Raw genomic sequence first — 18469 nt, forward strand, 5'->3', positions numbered from 1 at the left:
TATTAAAATGCGGATTTTGATTGACATAGGTCACCCTGCTCATGTACATCTTTTCTCTCCTTTTGCTTCTGAAATGAAGTTGAAAGGACATGAAATTTTATTTACATGCCGGGAAAAAGAACATGAGAAAACACTACTTCAGGCTTATGGAAATAATTATGTATGTTTAGGTAAGCATTATTCGACTAAAATAGGAAAGGTATGGGGCTTACTTCGTTTTGATATGCAATTGCTTTTAGTCGCATGGCGGTTTAAACCGGATTTATTTCTTAGTGCCGGATCGTTTTATGCTGCTCATGTTGCATATCTGATGTGTAAACCTCATTTGTCTTTTGAAGATACATTTAATTATGAGCAAGTTAGACTTTATGAGCCCTTTACAAAGGTGATTTTTACATCTGATTATAGACATCCTTGTGTGTCTAAGAAAGAAATTCATTATTCTGGTTATCATGAATTAGCATATCTTCACCCTAAACGGTTTACTCCAAACGGATCGATTTTAGAAGAATTAGGAGTAGTTGGAAATGAAAAATATGTAATTGTTCGTTTGGTATCGTGGAAAGCCACGCATGATGTGGGACATAAAGGGATCTTTTATGAGAATAAACTGAAAGCAATAGAAGAATTTTCAAAATTTGCGAAAGTATTTATTTCTTCAGAAGCAGAATTACCTGAAGAATTGAGAAAATATCAGATTAAGATAGAACCACATCGAATGCATGATGCTTTGGCTTTTGCAAGTTTAATTTTTGGAGAAAGTTCGACAATGTCAGAAGAAGCCGTAATGCTGGGGACGCCAGCAGTATATCTTCTTACAAAAAGTACTTTTTATACCCGACATTTAGAGGAGGACTATGGATTGATGTTTAATTATTCGGAATCGGAAGAAGATCAAATAAAAGCAATTGCCAAAGGAGTTGAGTTACTCCAGATGAAAAATGTTAAGGAGAGATGGAAAGAGAAAAGGGATAAAATGTTGGCTGATAAAATCGATGTGACAGCATTTTTGGTTTGGTTTGTGGAAAACTGGCCGGATAGCTTTAAGATAATGAAAAAAGATCCTGATTATCAGAATAGGTTTAAATAACTATGGACTTTACACTAAAAACTTACCGGGAGTTACTTGTTACACTACAGAACAAGGGGTATCGTTTTTTAAGGTATGAGGATTATTGTATTGAGGAAAGATCGTTATTAGTTGATGGAAAAAGTCGGTTGTGGGTTATTTTAAGGCATGATGTCGATGAATTACCTTCGAATGCATTGAAAATGGCCAAGATTGAAAATGGATTGGGAATTAAGGCTACTTATTATTTTCGTACTGTAAAACATAGTAATAATCCTGAGGTTATTCGTACAATAGCACGTTTGGGCCATGAAATAGGATATCATTATGAGGACCTTGCTTTGGCTAAGGGAAATGTTGAGTTGGCACAACAGAGCTTTAAAGAGAATTTGGAATATTTCCGTTCTTTTTATCCCGTAAAAACGGTTTGCATGCACGGTAGTTCGACATCCGAATATGATAATCGATTGTTATGGGGCGATTGTAGTTTTGGCGATTTTGATTTGTTGGGGGAACCTTATCTGACGACCGATTTTGAAAAGATATTTTATTTGACAGATACGGGGTATGCTTGGGATGGTGGAAAATATGCCGTTCGGGATATTGTTGAAAATAAATTTGAGTTGAAATTTCATTCTACCCGGGATATTATCAATACGGTACAAAAAGGGGATTTCCCCGATAGAATTTTTATCTTGGCTCATACCTTGTGGACAGATCGTTTCTGGTTATGGGTGAGTTTGCATGTCAGAGAGTTTGTTCGTAACCGGATAAAAAATATTGCCCGTAAGAATATTATAGTGAAACGTTTTTATTCGTTTCTGGTGAATTTGTATTGGAAAAGTTAGGTTTTAAATGATTAGGTTTCATGGATATAGAAAGATATTGTCTGATAACTAATGATGTCGAAACAACTTCTATTTTAAACCATAAATTGCGTGATAAGACAGGACAATACCTGGTCGACCAGGGGATGCCTCGTTTGTTGGAACTTTATGAACGATATGGGGTGAAAGCGACTTTCTTTTTCACGGGCTATATCGCACGGTTATATCCTCAATTGGTGAAAATGGCTTTCGAGCGGGGGCATGAGGTTGGGTCTCACGGGTTGACACATAGATCGGATTTAGCGATAGATGTATTGAGTGAAGAACAGCAGTTGGAACATTTACGGGTTTCGAAAGCCATTTTGGAGGACATTACGGGCGCGGAAGTGATTTCTTTCAGAGCTCCGGCTGCACGAGTAAACAAAAGGTTTCCTTCGGTATTGGCAGAAGCGGGCTATCAAATAGACAGCTCGGTTTCCTCTCAGCGGATAGATATGTTCATGTCTTTTGGTGCGTTGAAAAAATTGAACTGGCTGGTAGCTCCCCGTAAACCTTATTATGTCAGAAATGATAATATTTTCAGACGAGGGGAAGGTGAAATTTACGAAATTCCCATATCGGCATTCGGTTTTCCTTATATCGGCACGTTTATGCGCTTGTCTCCGGCTTTAAATCGATTCACCCGTCAGCTGCTTTATTGCGAAACTTTAATGACAGGACGACCCTTTAATTTTTTAACGCATCCGAATGAATTTATTGATGAGGATTTTGAAGGAGGGAAATTGAATAGGAGGGCTTCCAATCCGTTGTCTTATTTTTTGGGGGATGTCCTGCGACATCGTTTGAAAATCAAAAATTTAGGGGAGGACGCATTACCTCTCTTTGAACGGGAATTACGATTTTTCCAGAATAAGGAATTTAATTTTGTAACCTGTAAAAAATATTTTGAATTAAAACAGAATTCTTATGCCGGCAAGTGAAGTTTTAGAGTTTTATGGAATGAATGGTTTTTGGGGGAAGATTCGATACGGATTCAGATTTCTTTTTCGTTTTTTCTTGGATAAGATTATCTTTTTTTGTCCGATAAAACCTTGGAGAACAGTTATGCATCGTTGGCGGGGAGTTAAAATCGGGAAAGGTGTTTACATCGGGCATGAAGTAATGTTTGATCGGGTTTTTACGGATCAGATCAGCATAGGCGATAATACCTCGGTAGGGGATAGGACGATCATAACGGCTCATGCCAATATTCCTTCGGATACGATTTTAAAAAAATTGTATCCACGGAAAATATCAAAAACAAGGATAGGTAAAGGGGTATGGATTATGCCTAATGTAACGATTATTCCTGGTGTTGTTATCGGAGATGAGTCTGTTATAGCTACCGGTTCGGTGGTCACGAAAGATGTTCCTCCAAGGACCTTAGTGGGAGGAGTACCTGCTAAAATTTTGAAAGATTTGGAGAAAGATTTATCAGATCTTCAAATTACATAAGTTTAGATTGATAAGGTAATGAGTTGTGTGAAAAATAAAGGTTCGGGTAAAGAGGTTCGTGGTAAGATAAATATGGATGAATTTAATGAATTTAATTCCAATAATGAATAAATTGTGTTTGTATTTTGTTTTTATGATTTAATGTTGTAATTTTATAGTTCATTATTTATTTGTCTGCCGATTACGGAGAAAGGAGTATAAAGATCGGTCTGAGTGTGATTGTTTTTTGGGAATGTACACGATGATCTATGATGTTTTTCAGGACCGTCAGTAAGAATTTATTCTGTTCGATTTAAATTTACGAGTGATGTCTGAAAATTTTGATTCTATTTTTTCGCAACTCGATGAGGTAGCGGAAAAGGCAGGACTTGCCATGACCGAGAGTGATGATTTAAAAATCAGTGGGGACATTGATTTCGAGATGAATCTTGATGCGCAAGGGAACGGGAGTTATTCCATCAATAAAAACGGTTGGGGTGCCACGATCAAAGCTACTGCCACGATTCTGGCCCCGCCTAATGCCTTGTTCGACGTGTCGGTCAGAAGTTCGAAAGGCGGTGGAGGCGATTGGTACGGGATTCCTTCCGGCGGGAATGTGAGTTGTAGTTTACAAACCTATTTCGGCAAGAACACCACGATTTCGGTTCATGTTCACAGTACGGTGCCGAATGCTCGTTTTAGAGCCAGATTGCATTATTCGACCTGATATTTTCATAATAATAGTTTTAAGGTTTAGTAATGATGGTGCTATCCGGCGTAATTTCCGGGTAGTACTGTTGTTCATGGATTTATGAAGATTTTTTAACTTGTTGTCTTTTTACCAAGAAAAAAGAATGAGTTGTATTATATTGAAACTTTATTTATATTTGTAAGTGAGAAGAAAAATAATAGCATACGGTCGGTATTATAATGAATTTCTCTCTACATTGACAGAGAAAGAAAGGCTGAAGGTAAAGTATATACTTTCGTTACTTGAGACAGAAGATCGTATTCCTACAAGATTCATAAAATTTGTACGTGATGAATTATATGAATTACGTATGCAGTATAATAGTAATATATATCGTATCTTTTTTATTTTTGATGAGGAAAAAATAGTTGTACTGTTTAATGGTTTTCAAAAAAAGTCTCGTAAAATTTTAGTATCAGAGATAGAGAGGGCTTTAAAGATAAAGGAGGAATATTATGTGTATAAAAGAAAACATGTTAATTGATATTAGCGCAGAATTAGAAAAAGAGTTTGGAGTTCCCGGGACCCCCGAGCGTGCAAAATTTGACGAGGAGGCGTATGCTTACTATACTGGGCAAATTTTATTAGAAGCGAGGAAAGAGGCAAAGGTAACTCAGTCAGAATTAGCTAAAAGGATAAATACAACAAAATCATATATTTCTCGTGTTGAAAACGGAGTAATAACTCCGAGTGTTGCTATGTTTTATCGTATTATTGGTGCTCTCGGGTTAAAAATTGAAATTGTAAAACCAATAGCTTAAAAGAGTCAGTGTTCAAATCTTTGTCGTGAAAACGGAAATCTTATAAAAACTTAAGTATTGTAGGCCTAAATATCGTGATAATGTATCGGGAATGAAATATAATGATTAAGTGATTAAAGAATTAAGTGATTAGGAGATTAAGGGATTGGGAGATTAAGGGATTGGGAGATATAATGATTAGGAGATTAAATGATTGGGAGATTAAATGATTGGGAGATTTGAATCACGGAATCACTAATTCATTGAATCGCAGAATTTATCGGGTCTACAATTTAAAATTTACAATCAAATGAGTCAACTACAACTAATTCGAAGTAAGATTTACGAGATACGGGGTCGGAAGGTGATGATTGATAAAGATTTGGCTGAATTGTACCAGGTTACAACCGGTAATTTGAATAAGGCTGTTCAACGGAATATTAAACGTTTTCCCGGCGATTTCATGTTTCAACTCACGGAAGAGGAATTTGATCAATTAAAAGTAAACTTGATATTCCATTTTGGAAGATCAAGTTGGGGTGGAGTTCGTAAACTTCCGTATGCTTTTGCAGAACAAGGTTTAGCAATGCTTTCAGGAATATTAAATTCCGATATTGCAATTCAGGTAAATATCAATATAATGCGTGCTTTTGTTACTGTTCGTCAAGTGATAAGCGAGATCCCGGCGGATAAGGTATCAGAGCTTCAAAGCGAATTAAAAAAGTTTAAGAAGTACATAGAATCGGTATTCGTTGATTACAATGATATTAATGATGATACCCGGATGCAATTGGAGCTTATCAATCAAACGTTGGCAGAATTACAAGCACAAAAGAAATTGGAAAATAAGCCGCGTAATCCTATAGGATTTGTCAAATGACAGAAAAAGATTTACGATTTAAAGAACCAAGGGATTCTGGGATTAAAGGATTCAGTGATTTAGTGATTGGGGATTAAGAGATTAAAAAGATTTACGATTTAAAGAGGGTAAGATCAGAATCTTAATCATAAATTGTAAATTAATTTACAATCAGAATGGATCAACTACAATTAATTCGAAGTAAGATATATGAAATACGAGGTCAGAAGGTGATGTTGGATTTCGACCTTGCGGAAATGTACGGAACAGAAACAAAGGTATTGAAACAATCCGTAAAACGTAATATAAGACGATTTCCTGTGGACTTTATGTTTAAACTTACTAAAGAAGAATTCGGTACTTTGAGGTCACAATTTGTGACCTCAAACAAGAGAGGTGGTATTAGATACCTTCCTTTTGCTTTTACAGAATCGGGTGTAGCGATGCTTTCTTCTATTTTGAATAGTGAGGTTGCCATCGAAATAAATATCAATATCATGCGTGCTTTCATTGCCGTGCGACAAGTTCTATACAGTCCTCCAGGTGATAAAATCGAAGTATTAGAAAATCGAATAAAGGAACTTAAACAGTACATGGAAGAGGTTTTTATGGATCAAAACGACATAAATGAAGATACTAGAATACAACTCGAATTAATAAATCAGACCTTGTCCGAGTTGCAAGCAAAAGACCGGGGATTAAAAGAGAGGAATCGGATCGGGTACATATTACCGGATCATGAAGATAAAAAATGATACTAACGTGATACCAAAACATAAATTATTAACAATCGCACTTGAAAATCAAATCGGTACATGTAAAATGTAATCCTATCGGATTGGTTAAATGACAGAAAAAGATTTACGATTTAAAGAATCAAGGGATTCTGGGATTAAAGGATTCAGTGATTTAGTGATTGGGTATTAAGAGATTAAAAAGATTGACGATTGTAGATTAAAAGATTTAGTGATTGGGGGATTAAGAGATTAGATGATTGAAGGATTAGGAGATTTAGAGATTAAATTTGAATCATATAATCATGGAATCACTAAATCACAGAATTCGTCTAATTTACAATTAGGAGATTCAAATTAAATCATGGAATCACTAAATCAAATGTGTTATTTTATTGTAAATTTTAGGGTGGTGCTATTCAAAAGCAGATGGATAGCACTGTATTTATAATATAAAAGAGTGGGATTCTTTTCCAATAAAAGGATTAGATGATTAAGGGATTGGGAGATAAAGAGATTTAGGGATTAGGAGATTAGGTGATTTAGTGATTAAATTTAAATCACAGAATCACGGAATCACTAAATCATTGAATCGTAGAATTTCTCAGGTTTACAATTTAAAATTTACAATTATTGAAGGCTATTTTATTCGGGATAATGTTGTTATTATCCTTTGTTCTTTGTGCGCAAAAGCGGGAGGTGGGGTATGTCGGGGAGCTTAGCGGTTATGCCGGGAGAGGGGGTGTTTTGCCTTTTTGGATGGGTAGGGATCGCTGGGGAGCTATGCCGGATCGGGCGGGAGGGGTGTTGAGGCTTGGGTTGTTTTCCGATTTCCGGGAGGGAAGGAAGATCCAAACGGCTTATGGTTTTTCGGGTGTGGGGATAGGTGAGAAAGGGAATAACCGGGTGTCGGTGGATGAGTTGTACGCGAGTGCCCGTTGGAGGCGATTGCGTTTGGATATCGGGATGATACATCCGGACACGGAATACAACGGGGTCTCTTCGACCAACGGGGATTTTGTTCAATCGGGTAATGCCCGGGTGAATCCGGGGTATAATTTGCGTAGCGAGTATATACCTTTACCTTTTATAGGCAAGGTATTGGCTTTCCGTTTTAGTTACGGGGATTACCGGATGATCGGGAAACGGTACGCGGAGAAGGTGCGCCTGCATCATAAGTCGCTATTTCTACGGATTACGCCGCATAAACGATGGGATATCATCGTGGGATTGGATCATTATGCCCAATGGGGCGGAATTTCACCTGATTTGGGAAAACAGCCCTCCTCTTTGAAAGACTATATCCGTATCGTGGTCGGTAGCGAAGGAGGGAGTGATGCTTCGGGCAGTGCACAGAACAATGCCCTGGGAAACCATTTGGGACGGGAGCATTTGAGGATTAATTACAAGGGAGACCGTTACACGTTGACGTTTTACCATGATATTCCTTTCGAGGATGGTTCGGGAACGGATTTCCGTTCGTTTCCCGACGGGATTTATGCCTTTTATTACGGGGCGGGGAATCGGTCGGGATGGTGTACGGATGTGATCTACGAGTTCCTTTATACCAAATACCAGTCGGGACCGTATCACGACCGTCCGGCAACTCCCGCGGAGATGGAAAAGCAAGATCCTGATGCTCCCGGCTACGGATGGAAGAAGGTGGGGGGAAGGGATGATTATTTTTTACATGGTGAATATAAATCGGGATGGACGACAGACGGGCGAATCATCGGAACGCCTTTTTTGTTGCCGAACCCAAAGAATAAGGAGGGCTTCGTTATCGGGATGTATAATAACCGGGTGATCGCTCATTATTTAGGGATCAAAGGGTGGATTGCCGGGAAGGTTTCTTATTTGGGAAGGTTTTCCTATTCGTTGAATTACGGGAGATACCGGGAGCCTTTTGAGCGGGTAAAACGACAATGTTCATGGGGAATGGAGGTCGGAATTCCCTGGAGAAGATTACCGTTTAAAACGGAAGCCGGAATTTATGGGGACGAAGGAAAATTGTTACGGGAGAACGTGGGAGTGATGTTGCGGTTGACAATAAATAATTGACGATTAAGTGATTTAGAGATTAAGTGATTCTGAGATTTACGATTTCGGATTTTAGATTTACGATTTAAAGAATTAATGGATTCTGTGATTAGACGATTCAGAAGATTATGATTTCAGTAAAATATGAATGGTAGGAATAGACAAAATTATTTTCTATATTTGTAAGAATAAGGAGAAAGACTATGAAAGCAATGACAGCAGATACACTACGTGTTGATATCCTTCGTAAAGTGATGGAATTAAATGAAGATAAACTCAAAGAGGTTTATTGTTTTGTCAATTCATTACTAAAACAAGAAGAGAAAGTGAAGGAATATGAATTGCCTGAAGAGTTGTTGCAGCAAGTTGCTGATTATACCGATAAACTGATCGCCAAAGGAGGACCTTTTTACACCACGGAAGAAGTGTTTGATGAAATAGATAAAAAAATGGGATGGAAGTAGTGTGGACTGATTTGGCTATTACTACGTTAAAGGATTTGATTTTTTATTTGAATCAATCTTGGAGTCATCAGGTAGCTTCGAGAGTTCGTGCAACGCTTTATCAAAAAATTACGTTATTAAAAGATTCTCCTTTAATCGGTAAAGAGGTTGAATTGGGAGAAATAAAATCTTTACGTGTAGTAATCGTCAATAAGAGAACTAAAATTTTTTATTGTTTGAGTTCTGATAAAATTTATATTGCAATGATCTGGGATGTAAGGAGAAATCCTGATATTTTGAGAACTTATCTGAACTATTTCTTAAATAATCTCTCTGAATAGTTACTCTGTTTCCTAAAATTAATTTGGAGGAATAAACAAAAAATATGGACGGTAATGAATGACATTACCGAGAAAAATCGTAACGGGTAGTAGGAAAATGAATTAAGGGATTCTGAGATTAAAAAGATTTATGATTTCGGATTTTAGATTTACGATTTAAAGATGGCAAAATCACTGACTGAATCATAAATCGTAAATCATAAATCAAAAATAAATTTTCAGGTCTATTCGACTTTCGTTAAATCAATAATTTTAATTATATGGGACTTTTGAAAAATGGAGTGTGGATTCTGTTGGGGGGCCTGTTGTGTGCCTCCTGCGGATCGAGTAAAAAGGTGGTTTATTTACAGGATGCCGACGTGAATAAACGTATTAAAGCCGAGTGCGAGTATAAAACGGTGATTCAGCCGGATGATCTGTTGTCGATCATCGTTTCCTGTGACGATGTGGAGGCGGCACTTCCTTTTAATACGCCGATGATCGGTTTGGGGAGGGAGACGGTAGGTTCGTCTAATCAACAGGTTCCTCAGGGATATCTTGTCGATAAGGAGGGAAGTATCGATTTTCCCGTGTTGGGTAAATTGAGGGTGATGGGAATGACCCGAAACGAGTTGGCCGATTCGCTGAAGGAGCGATTGGGTAAATACTTGAAGAATCCGATCGTGACCATACAATATTTGAATTTCAGGGTGACCGTATTGGGAGAGGTGAAAAATCCGGGAAGCTATAAGGTGTTGGGAGAACGTATTTCCATTCTGGATGCTTTGGGAATGGCGGGGGATTTGCAGATTAATGCCAAACGGAAAAACGTGTTGGTCGTGCGGGAAGTGGACGGAGAGAAGCAGTTTGCCCGGATCGATCTGACCTCCACGGAGTTTATGGATACTCCTTTTTTCTTTTTGCGGCAGAATGACGTGATTTACGTGGAGCCGAACCGGGGACGGATAGCCGGGGGAAATGCGGGTGCTTTCCTACCCTATATATTGTCGAGCGTCTCCACGATGGTGGCGATAATCGCTTTAATTGTCAGGTAATAGGGTGTGTAAAATAATATCAGGCTTATGAATGAGTTGAACAATGATCTGTTTTTGGTGGAAGAGGAGGAAAATTTTGATTTCCGCAAGTTTCTTAACAAGATCCTGTATAGATGGTGGTGGTTTGCAATTAGTGTACCGTTGTGTTTAGGTGGAGCTATTTATTACTATATGAGTCGGGTCCCCGTGTATAACGTGGAAACGAAAGTAATGATAAACGATTCGAGAAAGGGAGAGCTGGGAACTAATGCCATGATGAAAGAGTTGGGCTTTTTCCAGGGGGATGTGTTCGTGGAAAACGAGATGATCGAATTACGTTCGAAAAATCTGATGCGGGAGGTGGTGAAGGAGTTGGATTTAAATGTACGTTATTTTGAAGAAGGGGGAATAAGGGAAAAGGAATTTTATAAAAATGCCCCGTTTCGTATTTTGATCGATTACCCGGAAAATATCCGGGATACCTCGTTTTATGTGAGTATAGGGAAAGATGATCGGGTGGAAGTTTTAACCCCGGAGGGAGAATCTGTTTTTAAGGGAAACTACTCGGAAAGGATAACGGTAGGGGGGTATTCGATTTCGATAGAGAAAGAGCCCGCGAACGTAAAAGAGGGAGAATACCGGGTGAGTATCAATTCTTTCCCTGTGGCCACGGATGTATTTTACGGAAAACTCGATATAAGTAATTTGGAGAAGAATACCAATGCCGTCGGACTTTCCGTGAAGGACGAATTGCCTCCCCGGGCCATTGATTTGATTTATCGGTTGATCGCGGCGTATAACGATAACGGGGTGAGTAATAAGCGGATTGTATCGACAAATACGGTGGATTTTATCAATAGCCGGTTAGAGGTGATCAATCAGGAATTAAGTGAAATCGAGGATAGGGCAGAAAACTTTAAAAAACAGAATCGTCTGACTGATTTGGCTTCGGATGCAACTTTTATTATGGAGCGGAAAAAATCGGCCGGGGCCGAGTTGTTGAAATTAGAGACTGATTTGGACGTGATGAGGAGCGTACGGGATTTTTTGGATCAGAAAGCTGGGTTTCATTTGCTGCCCGAAAACTTGGGGTTGGCGGATGTCGCGTTGAACAACGGCATCGGGAAGTATAACGAGATGATCCTGCGAAGGAATAAATTGTTGCAGACGGCCCGGGAGAGTAACCCCTTGATAAAAGGAATAGAGAGTCAGTTAAGGGGATTGAAAGAGAATATCCGGATGGCGATAGAGAATGTGGAGAAAGGATTGGAGATCAAGATACAAAGTTTGGAGAAAGAGAGTCAGTTGGTGGATAAGAAGCTGACGTCGGTACCCACGCAGGAGAAACAGTACCGGGAGATCTCCCGGCAACAGGGGTTGAAGGAGAATCTTTTCCTGTTCCTGATGCAAAAGCGGGAGGAAGCGGAGATCGCCAAATTGATGTACGTACCCATGGCGAAAATCATAGAAGACCCGAACACGCAAGGGAGTCCCGTATCACCGAAAAAATCCATGATTTTGTTGATCGGGTTGGTGTTGGGAGTTGCATTGCCTTTCGGGGGAATATTTCTATTGGATGTGTTGGACTCCAAGGTGCGGGATACCGAAGATGTCGAGAAAGCCGTGAACGCTCCTGTATTGGGAAGTACGCCTGAACTGCCGGAAGGAGAGAGGGATGTTTTTCAGGAGAATTTTATGATGTCGGAATCCATGCATCTGATCCGGGAGAACTTGAATTATATGGTACGGCAGGCGGAATGTCCCGTTATCATGGTGACTTCGACCATTCCTCAAGAGGGTAAATCTCTTGTTTCTGCTCATTTGGCCAACGCTTATGCCAAATCCGGTAAAAAGACGATCGCTATCGGTTGTGATTTGCGAAATCCGAAGATGGATCTCTATTTTAAATGCGATCATCATAAAGGATTGTCCGCCTACTTGGCCGGAATGGAAAATGATAAAAAGAACATTATAAATAAGATAGACGATTGTCTTTACGCTATATTCGGGGGAAGCGTACCTCCTAATCCTACCCAGTTGATAGCCAGTCCCCGGATGGAAGAGTTGATAACGGAATTAAAGGAAGAGTTCGATTGCATCGTGTTGGATACTCCTCCCTTGGGTATTTTGGCGGAAGGCTTTACATTAAGCCGGTTGGCCGATGCCTGCGTGTATGTCGTACGGGCTCACCTGTTGGATCGGAAAGATTTAAGGTTGGTTACGGATTTGGAAAAGAAAAAACGATTGCCTAACCTGGGGATCGTCGTCAACGGGATAAAGATCAGACGGGGCGGTTACGGATACGGTTACGGCTATGGTTACGGGGCTAAATACGGTTATGGTTACGGACAAAATACAAAGAGAGATGAAGACTGAATTTTTTGCGCACGAGACAGCGGTAATCGATAAGGAGTGCCGGATCGGAAGCGGTTGTAAAATATGGCATTTTAGCCATATCATGGACGGTTGTATATTGGGAAAGAATTGTAATATCGGCCAAAACGTGGTGATCTCTCCGGGGGTGGTGTTGGGAGATAACGTGAAGGTACAAAATAACGTATCCGTTTACACGGGTGTAACGTGCGAGGACGATGTGTTTTTAGGGCCTTCCTGTGTTTTTACCAACGTGGTGAACCCGAGGAGTGCCGTGAACCGGAAATCTCAATACGCCAAAACTCTTGTAAAGAGGGGAGCCACGATCGGGGCCAACGCTACGATCGTTTGCGGTCACGATATCGGCAGATATGCTTTTATCGGGGCGGGGGCGGTCGTGACCAAAACGGTTCCCGATTATGCTCTCGTAATAGGGAATCCGGCCCGGCAGACGGGGTGGATGAGCGAGTACGGGCACCGGTTGATTTTTGACGCGGAAGGTGTGGCTGTTTGTCCGGAAAGCGGGGAAAAGTACCGGTTGCAAGAGGGCGTCGTCGTGAAAATTTGAAAGCTTATGTTTTTCAGGAAACGTTCGGTGAAGCAGTATTTCTTTTACGGGCACGATTTGCATTCGCACATTTTGCCGGGATTGGATGACGGTGTAAAAACCGTGGAGGAATCGGCGGAGATCGTGAAGCGTATGTTGAAATTGGGCGTGAAGCGCTTCACGTTTACCCCGCATATCGTTTATCCCTTGCTGATGAACGGACCGGAGAATATAGGAAAACGATGGGAAGAGTTGGAGGAGCGTTTGAAGCGGGAGGATATTCGTTTGGATGCCGATATCGGAGCTGAATATCGGGTCGGAAGGTATATGTTCGATTTGATCGGGCAAAAACAAATCATGGCATCCGGGGAGGAACGCGTGTTGCTTGAACATAGCTTTTTAGCTCCTTCTCTTTATTTCGAGGAGTTGTTATTTCAATTGCAAACCGAGGGTTTCGAACCGGTGTTGGCCCATCCGGAACGTTATCGTTTTTACGGTGAGGATATTGAGAAAGCGTGCCGGGAGTTGAAAGGTAAAGGATGCCGCTTGCAGGTCAACCTTTTGTCGTTCACGGGGTATTACGGAAAAGAGGCCCGGAAAGGGGCTTACGTTTTATTGAAAAGAGGTTTGATCGATTATTTGTCGGGCGACATTCACTCCTTGAGACAAATCGAGTTGTTGGAGGACTTTTTAAAATCAAAAGAGAGTGATGTACTGAATAGATACAGTCCTTATAGACTTTCACCTATTTAGTCGTTCTTCTTAATCTCTATCGGTTTGTAGGTCGCCCGTTCTTTGCGATCGGTCGTGGCTGCACAACTGATTCCCCGGTCGTTCATGGCTTTATTGCGTCCGATATGAGTTTCCGGGAATTTTTTCTTTTTGGAAAAAAAAGTGGAGATACCCAGGCCGATAACAGCCAATCCGATTAGTACGAGAACGATGAGAAAAATTTTCCAGATCATTTTTATATGGATTTTAAAATATAAGTTCAAAATTAGCTTTTTGAAGCATATATAGCTCGAAAAAGGTAAATTTTATTCTGTATAAATGATGTTATTCTTTTTTTTTACGTTGATCGGGGAGAAAGGTTAAAAAAAAAGGATTAAAAAAGTTTATTTTTACTTTGTTTTTCCTACATTTGAGCAGCAAAGTCAAATAAAATTCAAAAGCAATGGAAGGATACGAACAAAATGAAGGAATGGATACGATTGATAGAGAGGAGATCTATTCTAACGCAGTGAAAGCAGGGAAAAGAACCTATTTCTTTGATGTGAAGGCAACCCGTAATAGTGATTATTATCTTACTATTACCGAGAGTAAAAAGAAATTTGATAAAGACGGAAATCCGAGTTACGAGAAGCATAAAGTATTTTTGTATAAGGAAGATTTCGAGAAGTTTGCAGAAGGTTTAGAAGAAGCTATCGGGGTGGTGAAAGCTGCTATTAATGGCGAGTTGCCGAAAAAAGAAGATTAAAAGCTGTAGTGTGCTGTAATATAGGCGGGTGAGAGGTATCACCCGCTTTTTTTTATTTCGTTGGAAATATTGTGTTATCTTTGTGTGGATAAATGACGATTTACAATTGGCGATTGTAAATTTGAAATTGTAGATTAGAGGATTAAGTGATTAGATGATTGTAGATTGAGAGATTTAGCGATTAAAAGATTTAGTGATTAGGTGATTGAAGGATTAAGAGATTCGAATTTAATCACAGAAACACAGAATTTCCTTGATTTAAAATCTACGATTTACAATAAGAAGGATTGAGATGGATAACAAACCGTTAGCAGAGCGAATGCGGCCGAAATCTTTAGAAGATTACATCGGTCAGCAACATTTGGTGGGGCCGGGTAAGGTACTTCGGAAGATGATCGATTCCGGGGTTGTCTCTTCTTTTATTTTGTGGGGACCTCCCGGGGTCGGGAAGACTACTTTGGCCATGATTATTGCGGAGCAGTTGCAACGTCCTTTTTACGTGTTGAGTGCTGTGAGTTCGGGAGTTAAGGATGTTCGGGAGGTAATTCAGAAGGCGGAAAGTCAACGGTTCTTCAATACCCCGAATCCTATTTTATTTATCGATGAAATCCATCGGTTTTCCAAAGCACAACAGGATTCGTTGTTGGCTGCCGTGGAGAAGGGTACGGTGACATTGATAGGAGCGACCACGGAAAATCCCTCTTTTGAGGTTATTTCCCCTTTGTTGTCCAGATGTCAGGTTTACGTGTTGAAAGCGCAGGAGAGAGTCGATTTGGAGAAATTGATAGACCGGGCTATCCAAAAAGATTTTTACTTGAGTACCCGCCGTATTGTGGTGAAGGAGAAAGAGGCGATGATCTCGTATAGTGGGGGAGATGCCCGGAAATTGTTGAATATATTGGAGCTGGTGGTCAACGGATTAGGAGAGGGGGACATCGTCATAGACAATGAAGCCGTACACCGGGAGTTGCACGAGAACCCTTTGATGTATGATAAGGACGGGGAACAGCATTACGATATCGTGTCGGCCATGATAAAGTCTGTCCGGGGAGGAGATCCGGATGCCGCCCTGTATTGGATGGCTCGTATGCTGATGGGAGGGGAGGATCCGAAATTCATTGCCCGCCGGTTGATCATATCCGCCTCGGAGGATATCGGTTTGGCCAATCCGAATGCCATGTTGATTGCCAATGCCTGTTTTGAGGCGGTTCATAAGATCGGAATGCCGGAAGCTCGTATCCCTTTGGCCGAATGCGTTATCTATTTAGCAACGTCACCGAAAAGTAATTCGGCTTATTTAGCTATCGGCGCGGCAATGGAGGCCGTTCATAATACGGGTAATTCGCCTGTCCCCCTGCATTTGCGTAATGCTCCGACGAAGTTGATGAAAGAGTTGAATTACGGGCAGGACTATAAGTATCCGCATGATTTTCCGGGAAATTTCGTGGAACAAAATTATCTTCCGGAAGAGTTGAAGGGTAGAAGATTTTATAGACCTCAATCCAATGCCCAGGAACAGAAGATATGGGAAAGGTTGGCGTTGTGGTGGAAAAACAGATGGAAGAAGTAACAATGGAACATGGTGGATTAAAGGATTGAGCGATTAAGTGATTGGAAGATTAAGTGATTTAGTAATATAATGATTAAGAGATTAGAGGATTAAGAGATTAGAGGATTAAGAGATTAGAGGATTAAGTGATTAAATTTAAATCACAGAATCACTAAATCATTGAATCACGGAATTTATCAGGTTTACAATCTGTAATTTGCAATTAGAATAGGAGTTATCAATTGAGAATATAGAAATTAATTAGGATATAGATTATGTATAGGGAATTGATAGATAAAGAGATGTTTTTTTTACTGGCGGGGCCTTGCGTGATCGAGGGTGAGGAGATGGCACTGCATATTGCCGAGCATGTGAAAAAAGTGACGGAGCGTTTGCATATACCGTATGTTTTCAAAGGATCGTTCAAGAAAGCCAATCGTTCGCGTCTGGATTCGTTTACGGGTATAGGGGATGAAAAAGCTTTGAAAATATTGGCAAAGGTGAGGCGGGAGTTCGGGATTCCGGTGGTGACGGATATTCATAGCGAACGAGATGCCGAGTTGGCCGCAGAATACGTGGATGTATTGCAGATTCCGGCTTTTTTATGCCGTCAGACGGATTTGTTGGTTGCTGCCGCTAAAACCGGAAAAATCGTTAATATTAAGAAGGGACAATTTTTATCCCCGGAAGCCATGCGTTTTGCAGCAGACAAGATCAGGGAGTCGGGGAATAACGAGGTTATGGTAACGGAGAGGGGAACCACTTTCGGTTATCAGGATTTAGTGGTCGATTTCAGAGGTGTCCAAATCATGCAAAATGTTTGTAAATGTCCAGTCGTGGTGGATGTTACCCATTCGTTGCAACAGCCTAATCAAACTTCTGGCGTAACGGGAGGACAACCGGCGTTGATAGAAACGATTGCCAAGGCCGGGATTGCCGTGGGTGCGGACGGACTCTTTATCGAAACGCATGCAGACCCGAGCCGGGCCAAGTCGGATGGAGCCAATATGTTGCGTTTGGATTTATTGGAAGGGCTATTGGAAAAATTGGTAAGGATCCGAAAAGCCGTTCTTTAATTGTTGATCAAAAAATGGGGAGATATAATGATTCTGAGATTAGGAGATTAAGTGATTAGGAGATTAAGTGATTAGGAGATTAAGTGATTCTGAGATGGGGAGATTACAGAGATTGACGATTGTAGATTGGACCCTGCATTTCAATTTACAATCGTCAATCGTCAATATAGATTTCAAGAACTTTGGTGTATTCGTCGGGGTAGAGGGTTAAATTTTTGAGAGAGGCCGGGATAAGTACCGTTTCTTCTTGTTTTACCTCCACGGGCTCGGATTCTCCTGTCGTGATGGTGAACTTTCCTTGTAGACACATATAGATGACAAAAGAGTCCAACCGGATGTATTCTTTCTCTATGTTTTTGTCGAACGTGAGCAGGTTAGTCGTAAAGTAAGGGCAATCGATTAATTGCACGGATTCGTTATCTTTGGGTGCATAATGGATTTTATGATTCGGGTAATAGTTGTAGTCTATAACATTCGTTGCTAATTCCGTGTGTAATTCCCTCGGTTCTCCGTTTATGTCTTTCCGGTCGTAATCATAAATTCTATAAGTGATATCGGAGGTTTGTTGTATTTCCGCGATAAAACATCCTTTTCCGATGGAGTGAACCAAACCGGAAGGGAGAAAAAAACAATCTCCTTTGTGCGGGTGTTCCACGTTTAGAATTTCCTGCAATTTTTTTTGGTGTAACTTTTGTAAATACTCCGCTTGGTCCAAAGGTTTATTAAAACCTAAAATCAGGGAAGCCTCCTTTTCGACATCCACGATATACCACATTTCGGTTTTCCCGTAGGCGTTATGTCTTTCCTTAGCCGTGGCGTCGTCGGGATGAACCTGAATGGAGAGGTCGGCCTGAGAGTCGATGTATTTGATAAGTAACGGGAATTCGATGCCGAATTGTTCGTACACGCGATCTCCTACCAAGTCTCCCATGTATACTTCGATCAGTTCCTGAAGATCATTTCCCGCCAAAAGTCCGTTAGAAACTACGGATACGCGTTCCTGTACGGCTGAGATTTCCCAGCTTTCTCCTATGTGCTCGGTCTCCATGTGATTCTCATTTTTATAGGCTAACCTATGGCCTCCCCAAAGTGTTTTTTTTAGAATCGGATGAAATTTTAACGGGTACAACATCTTCTCTGTTTGTATTAGGCATAAT

The 18469-nt window shown here is 40.5% G+C and carries 21 protein-coding genes; 19 read left to right on the forward strand and 2 right to left on the reverse strand.

Features of this window, described 5'->3' with window-relative positions; all coding sequences use genetic code 11:
• The first annotated feature begins 7 nt into the window (after nt 1–7).
• The 16 genes from DMB45_RS06880 to DMB45_RS06955 all read left to right on the forward strand — a co-directional run bounded on the left by DMB45_RS06880 (nt 8) and on the right by DMB45_RS06955 (nt 13963).
• Nucleotides 8–1090, forward strand: coding sequence for a DUF354 domain-containing protein (locus tag DMB45_RS06880; RefSeq protein ID WP_041502912.1), 1083 nt, complete (start codon nt 8–10; stop codon nt 1088–1090).
• A 2-nt stretch (nt 1091–1092) separates the two neighbouring features.
• Complete coding sequence (locus DMB45_RS06885; RefSeq protein WP_110688596.1) at nt 1093–1917, forward strand: polysaccharide deacetylase family protein; 825 nt, start codon at nt 1093–1095, stop codon at nt 1915–1917.
• 20 nt (nt 1918–1937) lie between these two features.
• On the forward strand, nt 1938–2876 hold the full coding sequence (locus DMB45_RS06890; RefSeq protein WP_052649335.1) for a polysaccharide deacetylase family protein: 939 nt from the start codon (nt 1938–1940) through the stop codon (nt 2874–2876).
• Nucleotides 2863–3390, forward strand: a complete 528-nt coding sequence (locus DMB45_RS15035) for an acyltransferase (protein WP_041504681.1) — start codon at nt 2863–2865, stop codon at nt 3388–3390. The genes DMB45_RS06890 and DMB45_RS15035 overlap by 14 nt, the downstream gene beginning before the upstream one ends.
• A 307-nt stretch (nt 3391–3697) precedes the next feature.
• Nucleotides 3698–4096, forward strand: coding sequence for a hypothetical protein (locus tag DMB45_RS06900; RefSeq protein WP_041502914.1), 399 nt, complete (start codon nt 3698–3700; stop codon nt 4094–4096).
• 166 nt (nt 4097–4262) lie between these two features.
• Nucleotides 4263–4604 (forward strand): type II toxin-antitoxin system RelE/ParE family toxin, encoded by a 342-nt coding sequence (locus DMB45_RS06905; protein ID WP_041502915.1) that lies wholly within the window; start codon nt 4263–4265, stop codon nt 4602–4604.
• Nucleotides 4576–4881, forward strand: a complete 306-nt coding sequence (locus DMB45_RS06910) for a helix-turn-helix domain-containing protein (RefSeq protein ID WP_041502916.1) — start codon at nt 4576–4578, stop codon at nt 4879–4881. The genes DMB45_RS06905 and DMB45_RS06910 overlap by 29 nt, the downstream gene beginning before the upstream one ends.
• Before the next feature lie 289 nt (nt 4882–5170).
• Entirely contained in the window at nt 5171–5740 is a 570-nt protein-coding gene (locus tag DMB45_RS06915; RefSeq protein ID WP_041502917.1) for an ORF6N domain-containing protein, read from the forward strand.
• A 155-nt stretch (nt 5741–5895) separates the two neighbouring features.
• Nucleotides 5896–6474 (forward strand): ORF6N domain-containing protein, encoded by a 579-nt coding sequence (locus tag DMB45_RS06920; RefSeq protein WP_041502918.1) that lies wholly within the window; start codon nt 5896–5898, stop codon nt 6472–6474.
• Nucleotides 6475–7086: 612 nt separating this feature from the next.
• The gene (locus tag DMB45_RS06925) at nt 7087–8514 is read left to right on the forward strand and encodes a capsule assembly Wzi family protein (RefSeq protein ID WP_236684927.1); all 1428 of its coding nucleotides are present in this window, start codon (nt 7087–7089) and stop codon (nt 8512–8514) included.
• 182 nt (nt 8515–8696) lie between these two features.
• Nucleotides 8697–8957 carry a hypothetical protein gene (locus DMB45_RS06930; protein WP_041502919.1) on the forward strand — a complete coding sequence of 87 codons (261 nt, stop codon included), beginning with the start codon at nt 8697–8699 and terminating at the stop codon, nt 8955–8957.
• Complete coding sequence (locus DMB45_RS06935; RefSeq protein WP_041502920.1) at nt 8948–9277, forward strand: type II toxin-antitoxin system RelE/ParE family toxin; 330 nt, start codon at nt 8948–8950, stop codon at nt 9275–9277. The genes DMB45_RS06930 and DMB45_RS06935 overlap by 10 nt, the downstream gene beginning before the upstream one ends.
• 260 nt (nt 9278–9537) lie before the next feature.
• Nucleotides 9538–10311, forward strand: coding sequence for a polysaccharide biosynthesis/export family protein (locus DMB45_RS06940; protein WP_041502921.1), 774 nt, complete (start codon nt 9538–9540; stop codon nt 10309–10311).
• A 27-nt stretch (nt 10312–10338) separates the two neighbouring features.
• Nucleotides 10339–12666, forward strand: a complete 2328-nt coding sequence (locus DMB45_RS06945; RefSeq protein WP_052634483.1) for a GumC family protein — start codon at nt 10339–10341, stop codon at nt 12664–12666.
• Complete coding sequence (locus DMB45_RS06950; RefSeq protein ID WP_041502973.1) at nt 12656–13231, forward strand: acyltransferase; 576 nt, start codon at nt 12656–12658, stop codon at nt 13229–13231. The genes DMB45_RS06945 and DMB45_RS06950 overlap by 11 nt, the downstream gene beginning before the upstream one ends.
• 6 nt (nt 13232–13237) lie before the next feature.
• Nucleotides 13238–13963, forward strand: coding sequence for a tyrosine-protein phosphatase (locus DMB45_RS06955; RefSeq protein ID WP_110688597.1), 726 nt, complete (start codon nt 13238–13240; stop codon nt 13961–13963).
• Here the strand turns inward: DMB45_RS06955 and DMB45_RS06960 are convergent.
• A complete protein-coding gene (locus tag DMB45_RS06960; protein ID WP_041502923.1) occupies nt 13960–14175 on the reverse strand; it encodes a hypothetical protein in 216 nt (71 codons plus the stop codon). The two genes, DMB45_RS06955 and DMB45_RS06960, sit on opposite strands and share 4 nt — an antisense overlap.
• Before the next feature lie 209 nt (nt 14176–14384).
• On the opposite strand from DMB45_RS06960, the gene DMB45_RS06965 reads away from it, so the two are divergent.
• From DMB45_RS06965 to kdsA, 3 genes are all read left to right on the forward strand, one after another.
• Nucleotides 14385–14687 carry a DUF3276 family protein gene (locus DMB45_RS06965; RefSeq protein WP_041502924.1) on the forward strand — a complete coding sequence of 101 codons (303 nt, stop codon included), beginning with the start codon at nt 14385–14387 and terminating at the stop codon, nt 14685–14687.
• A gap of 292 nt (nt 14688–14979) precedes the next feature.
• Complete coding sequence (locus tag DMB45_RS06970) at nt 14980–16257, forward strand: replication-associated recombination protein A (RefSeq protein ID WP_041502925.1); 1278 nt, start codon at nt 14980–14982, stop codon at nt 16255–16257.
• A 254-nt stretch (nt 16258–16511) separates the two neighbouring features.
• The gene (gene kdsA / locus DMB45_RS06975; RefSeq protein ID WP_041502926.1) at nt 16512–17312 is read left to right on the forward strand and encodes a 3-deoxy-8-phosphooctulonate synthase; all 801 of its coding nucleotides are present in this window, start codon (nt 16512–16514) and stop codon (nt 17310–17312) included.
• Between the two features lie 154 nt (nt 17313–17466).
• Here kdsA and DMB45_RS06980 read toward each other — a convergent pair whose 3' ends face one another.
• Nucleotides 17467–18444 carry a type I phosphomannose isomerase catalytic subunit gene (locus tag DMB45_RS06980; RefSeq protein ID WP_041502927.1) on the reverse strand — a complete coding sequence of 326 codons (978 nt, stop codon included), beginning with the start codon at nt 18442–18444 and terminating at the stop codon, nt 17467–17469.
• Nucleotides 18445–18469: the final 25 nt, after the last annotated feature.

Source organism: Sanguibacteroides justesenii (genome assembly GCF_003204205.1).
Lineage (GTDB): Bacteria > Bacteroidota > Bacteroidia > Bacteroidales > Marinifilaceae > Gabonibacter > Gabonibacter massiliensis.

Coding starts and splice junctions, on each gene's coding strand:
- DMB45_RS06880 (WP_041502912.1), top strand. CDS start 8: ATGCGGATTTTGATTGACATAGGTCACCCTGCTCATGTACATCTTTTC.
- DMB45_RS06885 (WP_110688596.1), top strand. CDS start 1,093: ATGGACTTTACACTAAAAACTTACCGGGAGTTACTTGTTACACTACAG.
- DMB45_RS06890 (WP_052649335.1), top strand. CDS start 1,938: ATGGATATAGAAAGATATTGTCTGATAACTAATGATGTCGAAACAACT.
- DMB45_RS15035 (WP_041504681.1), top strand. CDS start 2,863: ATGCCGGCAAGTGAAGTTTTAGAGTTTTATGGAATGAATGGTTTTTGG.
- DMB45_RS06900 (WP_041502914.1), top strand. CDS start 3,698: ATGTCTGAAAATTTTGATTCTATTTTTTCGCAACTCGATGAGGTAGCG.
- DMB45_RS06910 (WP_041502916.1), top strand. CDS start 4,576: ATGTGTATAAAAGAAAACATGTTAATTGATATTAGCGCAGAATTAGAA.
- DMB45_RS06915 (WP_041502917.1), top strand. CDS start 5,171: ATGAGTCAACTACAACTAATTCGAAGTAAGATTTACGAGATACGGGGT.
- DMB45_RS06920 (WP_041502918.1), top strand. CDS start 5,896: ATGGATCAACTACAATTAATTCGAAGTAAGATATATGAAATACGAGGT.
- DMB45_RS06930 (WP_041502919.1), top strand. CDS start 8,697: ATGAAAGCAATGACAGCAGATACACTACGTGTTGATATCCTTCGTAAA.
- DMB45_RS06935 (WP_041502920.1), top strand. CDS start 8,948: ATGGAAGTAGTGTGGACTGATTTGGCTATTACTACGTTAAAGGATTTG.
- DMB45_RS06940 (WP_041502921.1), top strand. CDS start 9,538: ATGGGACTTTTGAAAAATGGAGTGTGGATTCTGTTGGGGGGCCTGTTG.
- DMB45_RS06945 (WP_052634483.1), top strand. CDS start 10,339: ATGAATGAGTTGAACAATGATCTGTTTTTGGTGGAAGAGGAGGAAAAT.
- DMB45_RS06950 (WP_041502973.1), top strand. CDS start 12,656: ATGAAGACTGAATTTTTTGCGCACGAGACAGCGGTAATCGATAAGGAG.
- DMB45_RS06955 (WP_110688597.1), top strand. CDS start 13,238: ATGTTTTTCAGGAAACGTTCGGTGAAGCAGTATTTCTTTTACGGGCAC.
- DMB45_RS06960 (WP_041502923.1), bottom strand. CDS start 14,175: ATGATCTGGAAAATTTTTCTCATCGTTCTCGTACTAATCGGATTGGCT.
- DMB45_RS06965 (WP_041502924.1), top strand. CDS start 14,385: ATGGAAGGATACGAACAAAATGAAGGAATGGATACGATTGATAGAGAG.
- DMB45_RS06970 (WP_041502925.1), top strand. CDS start 14,980: ATGGATAACAAACCGTTAGCAGAGCGAATGCGGCCGAAATCTTTAGAA.
- kdsA (WP_041502926.1), top strand. CDS start 16,512: ATGTATAGGGAATTGATAGATAAAGAGATGTTTTTTTTACTGGCGGGG.
- DMB45_RS06980 (WP_041502927.1), bottom strand. CDS start 18,444: ATGTTGTACCCGTTAAAATTTCATCCGATTCTAAAAAAAACACTTTGG.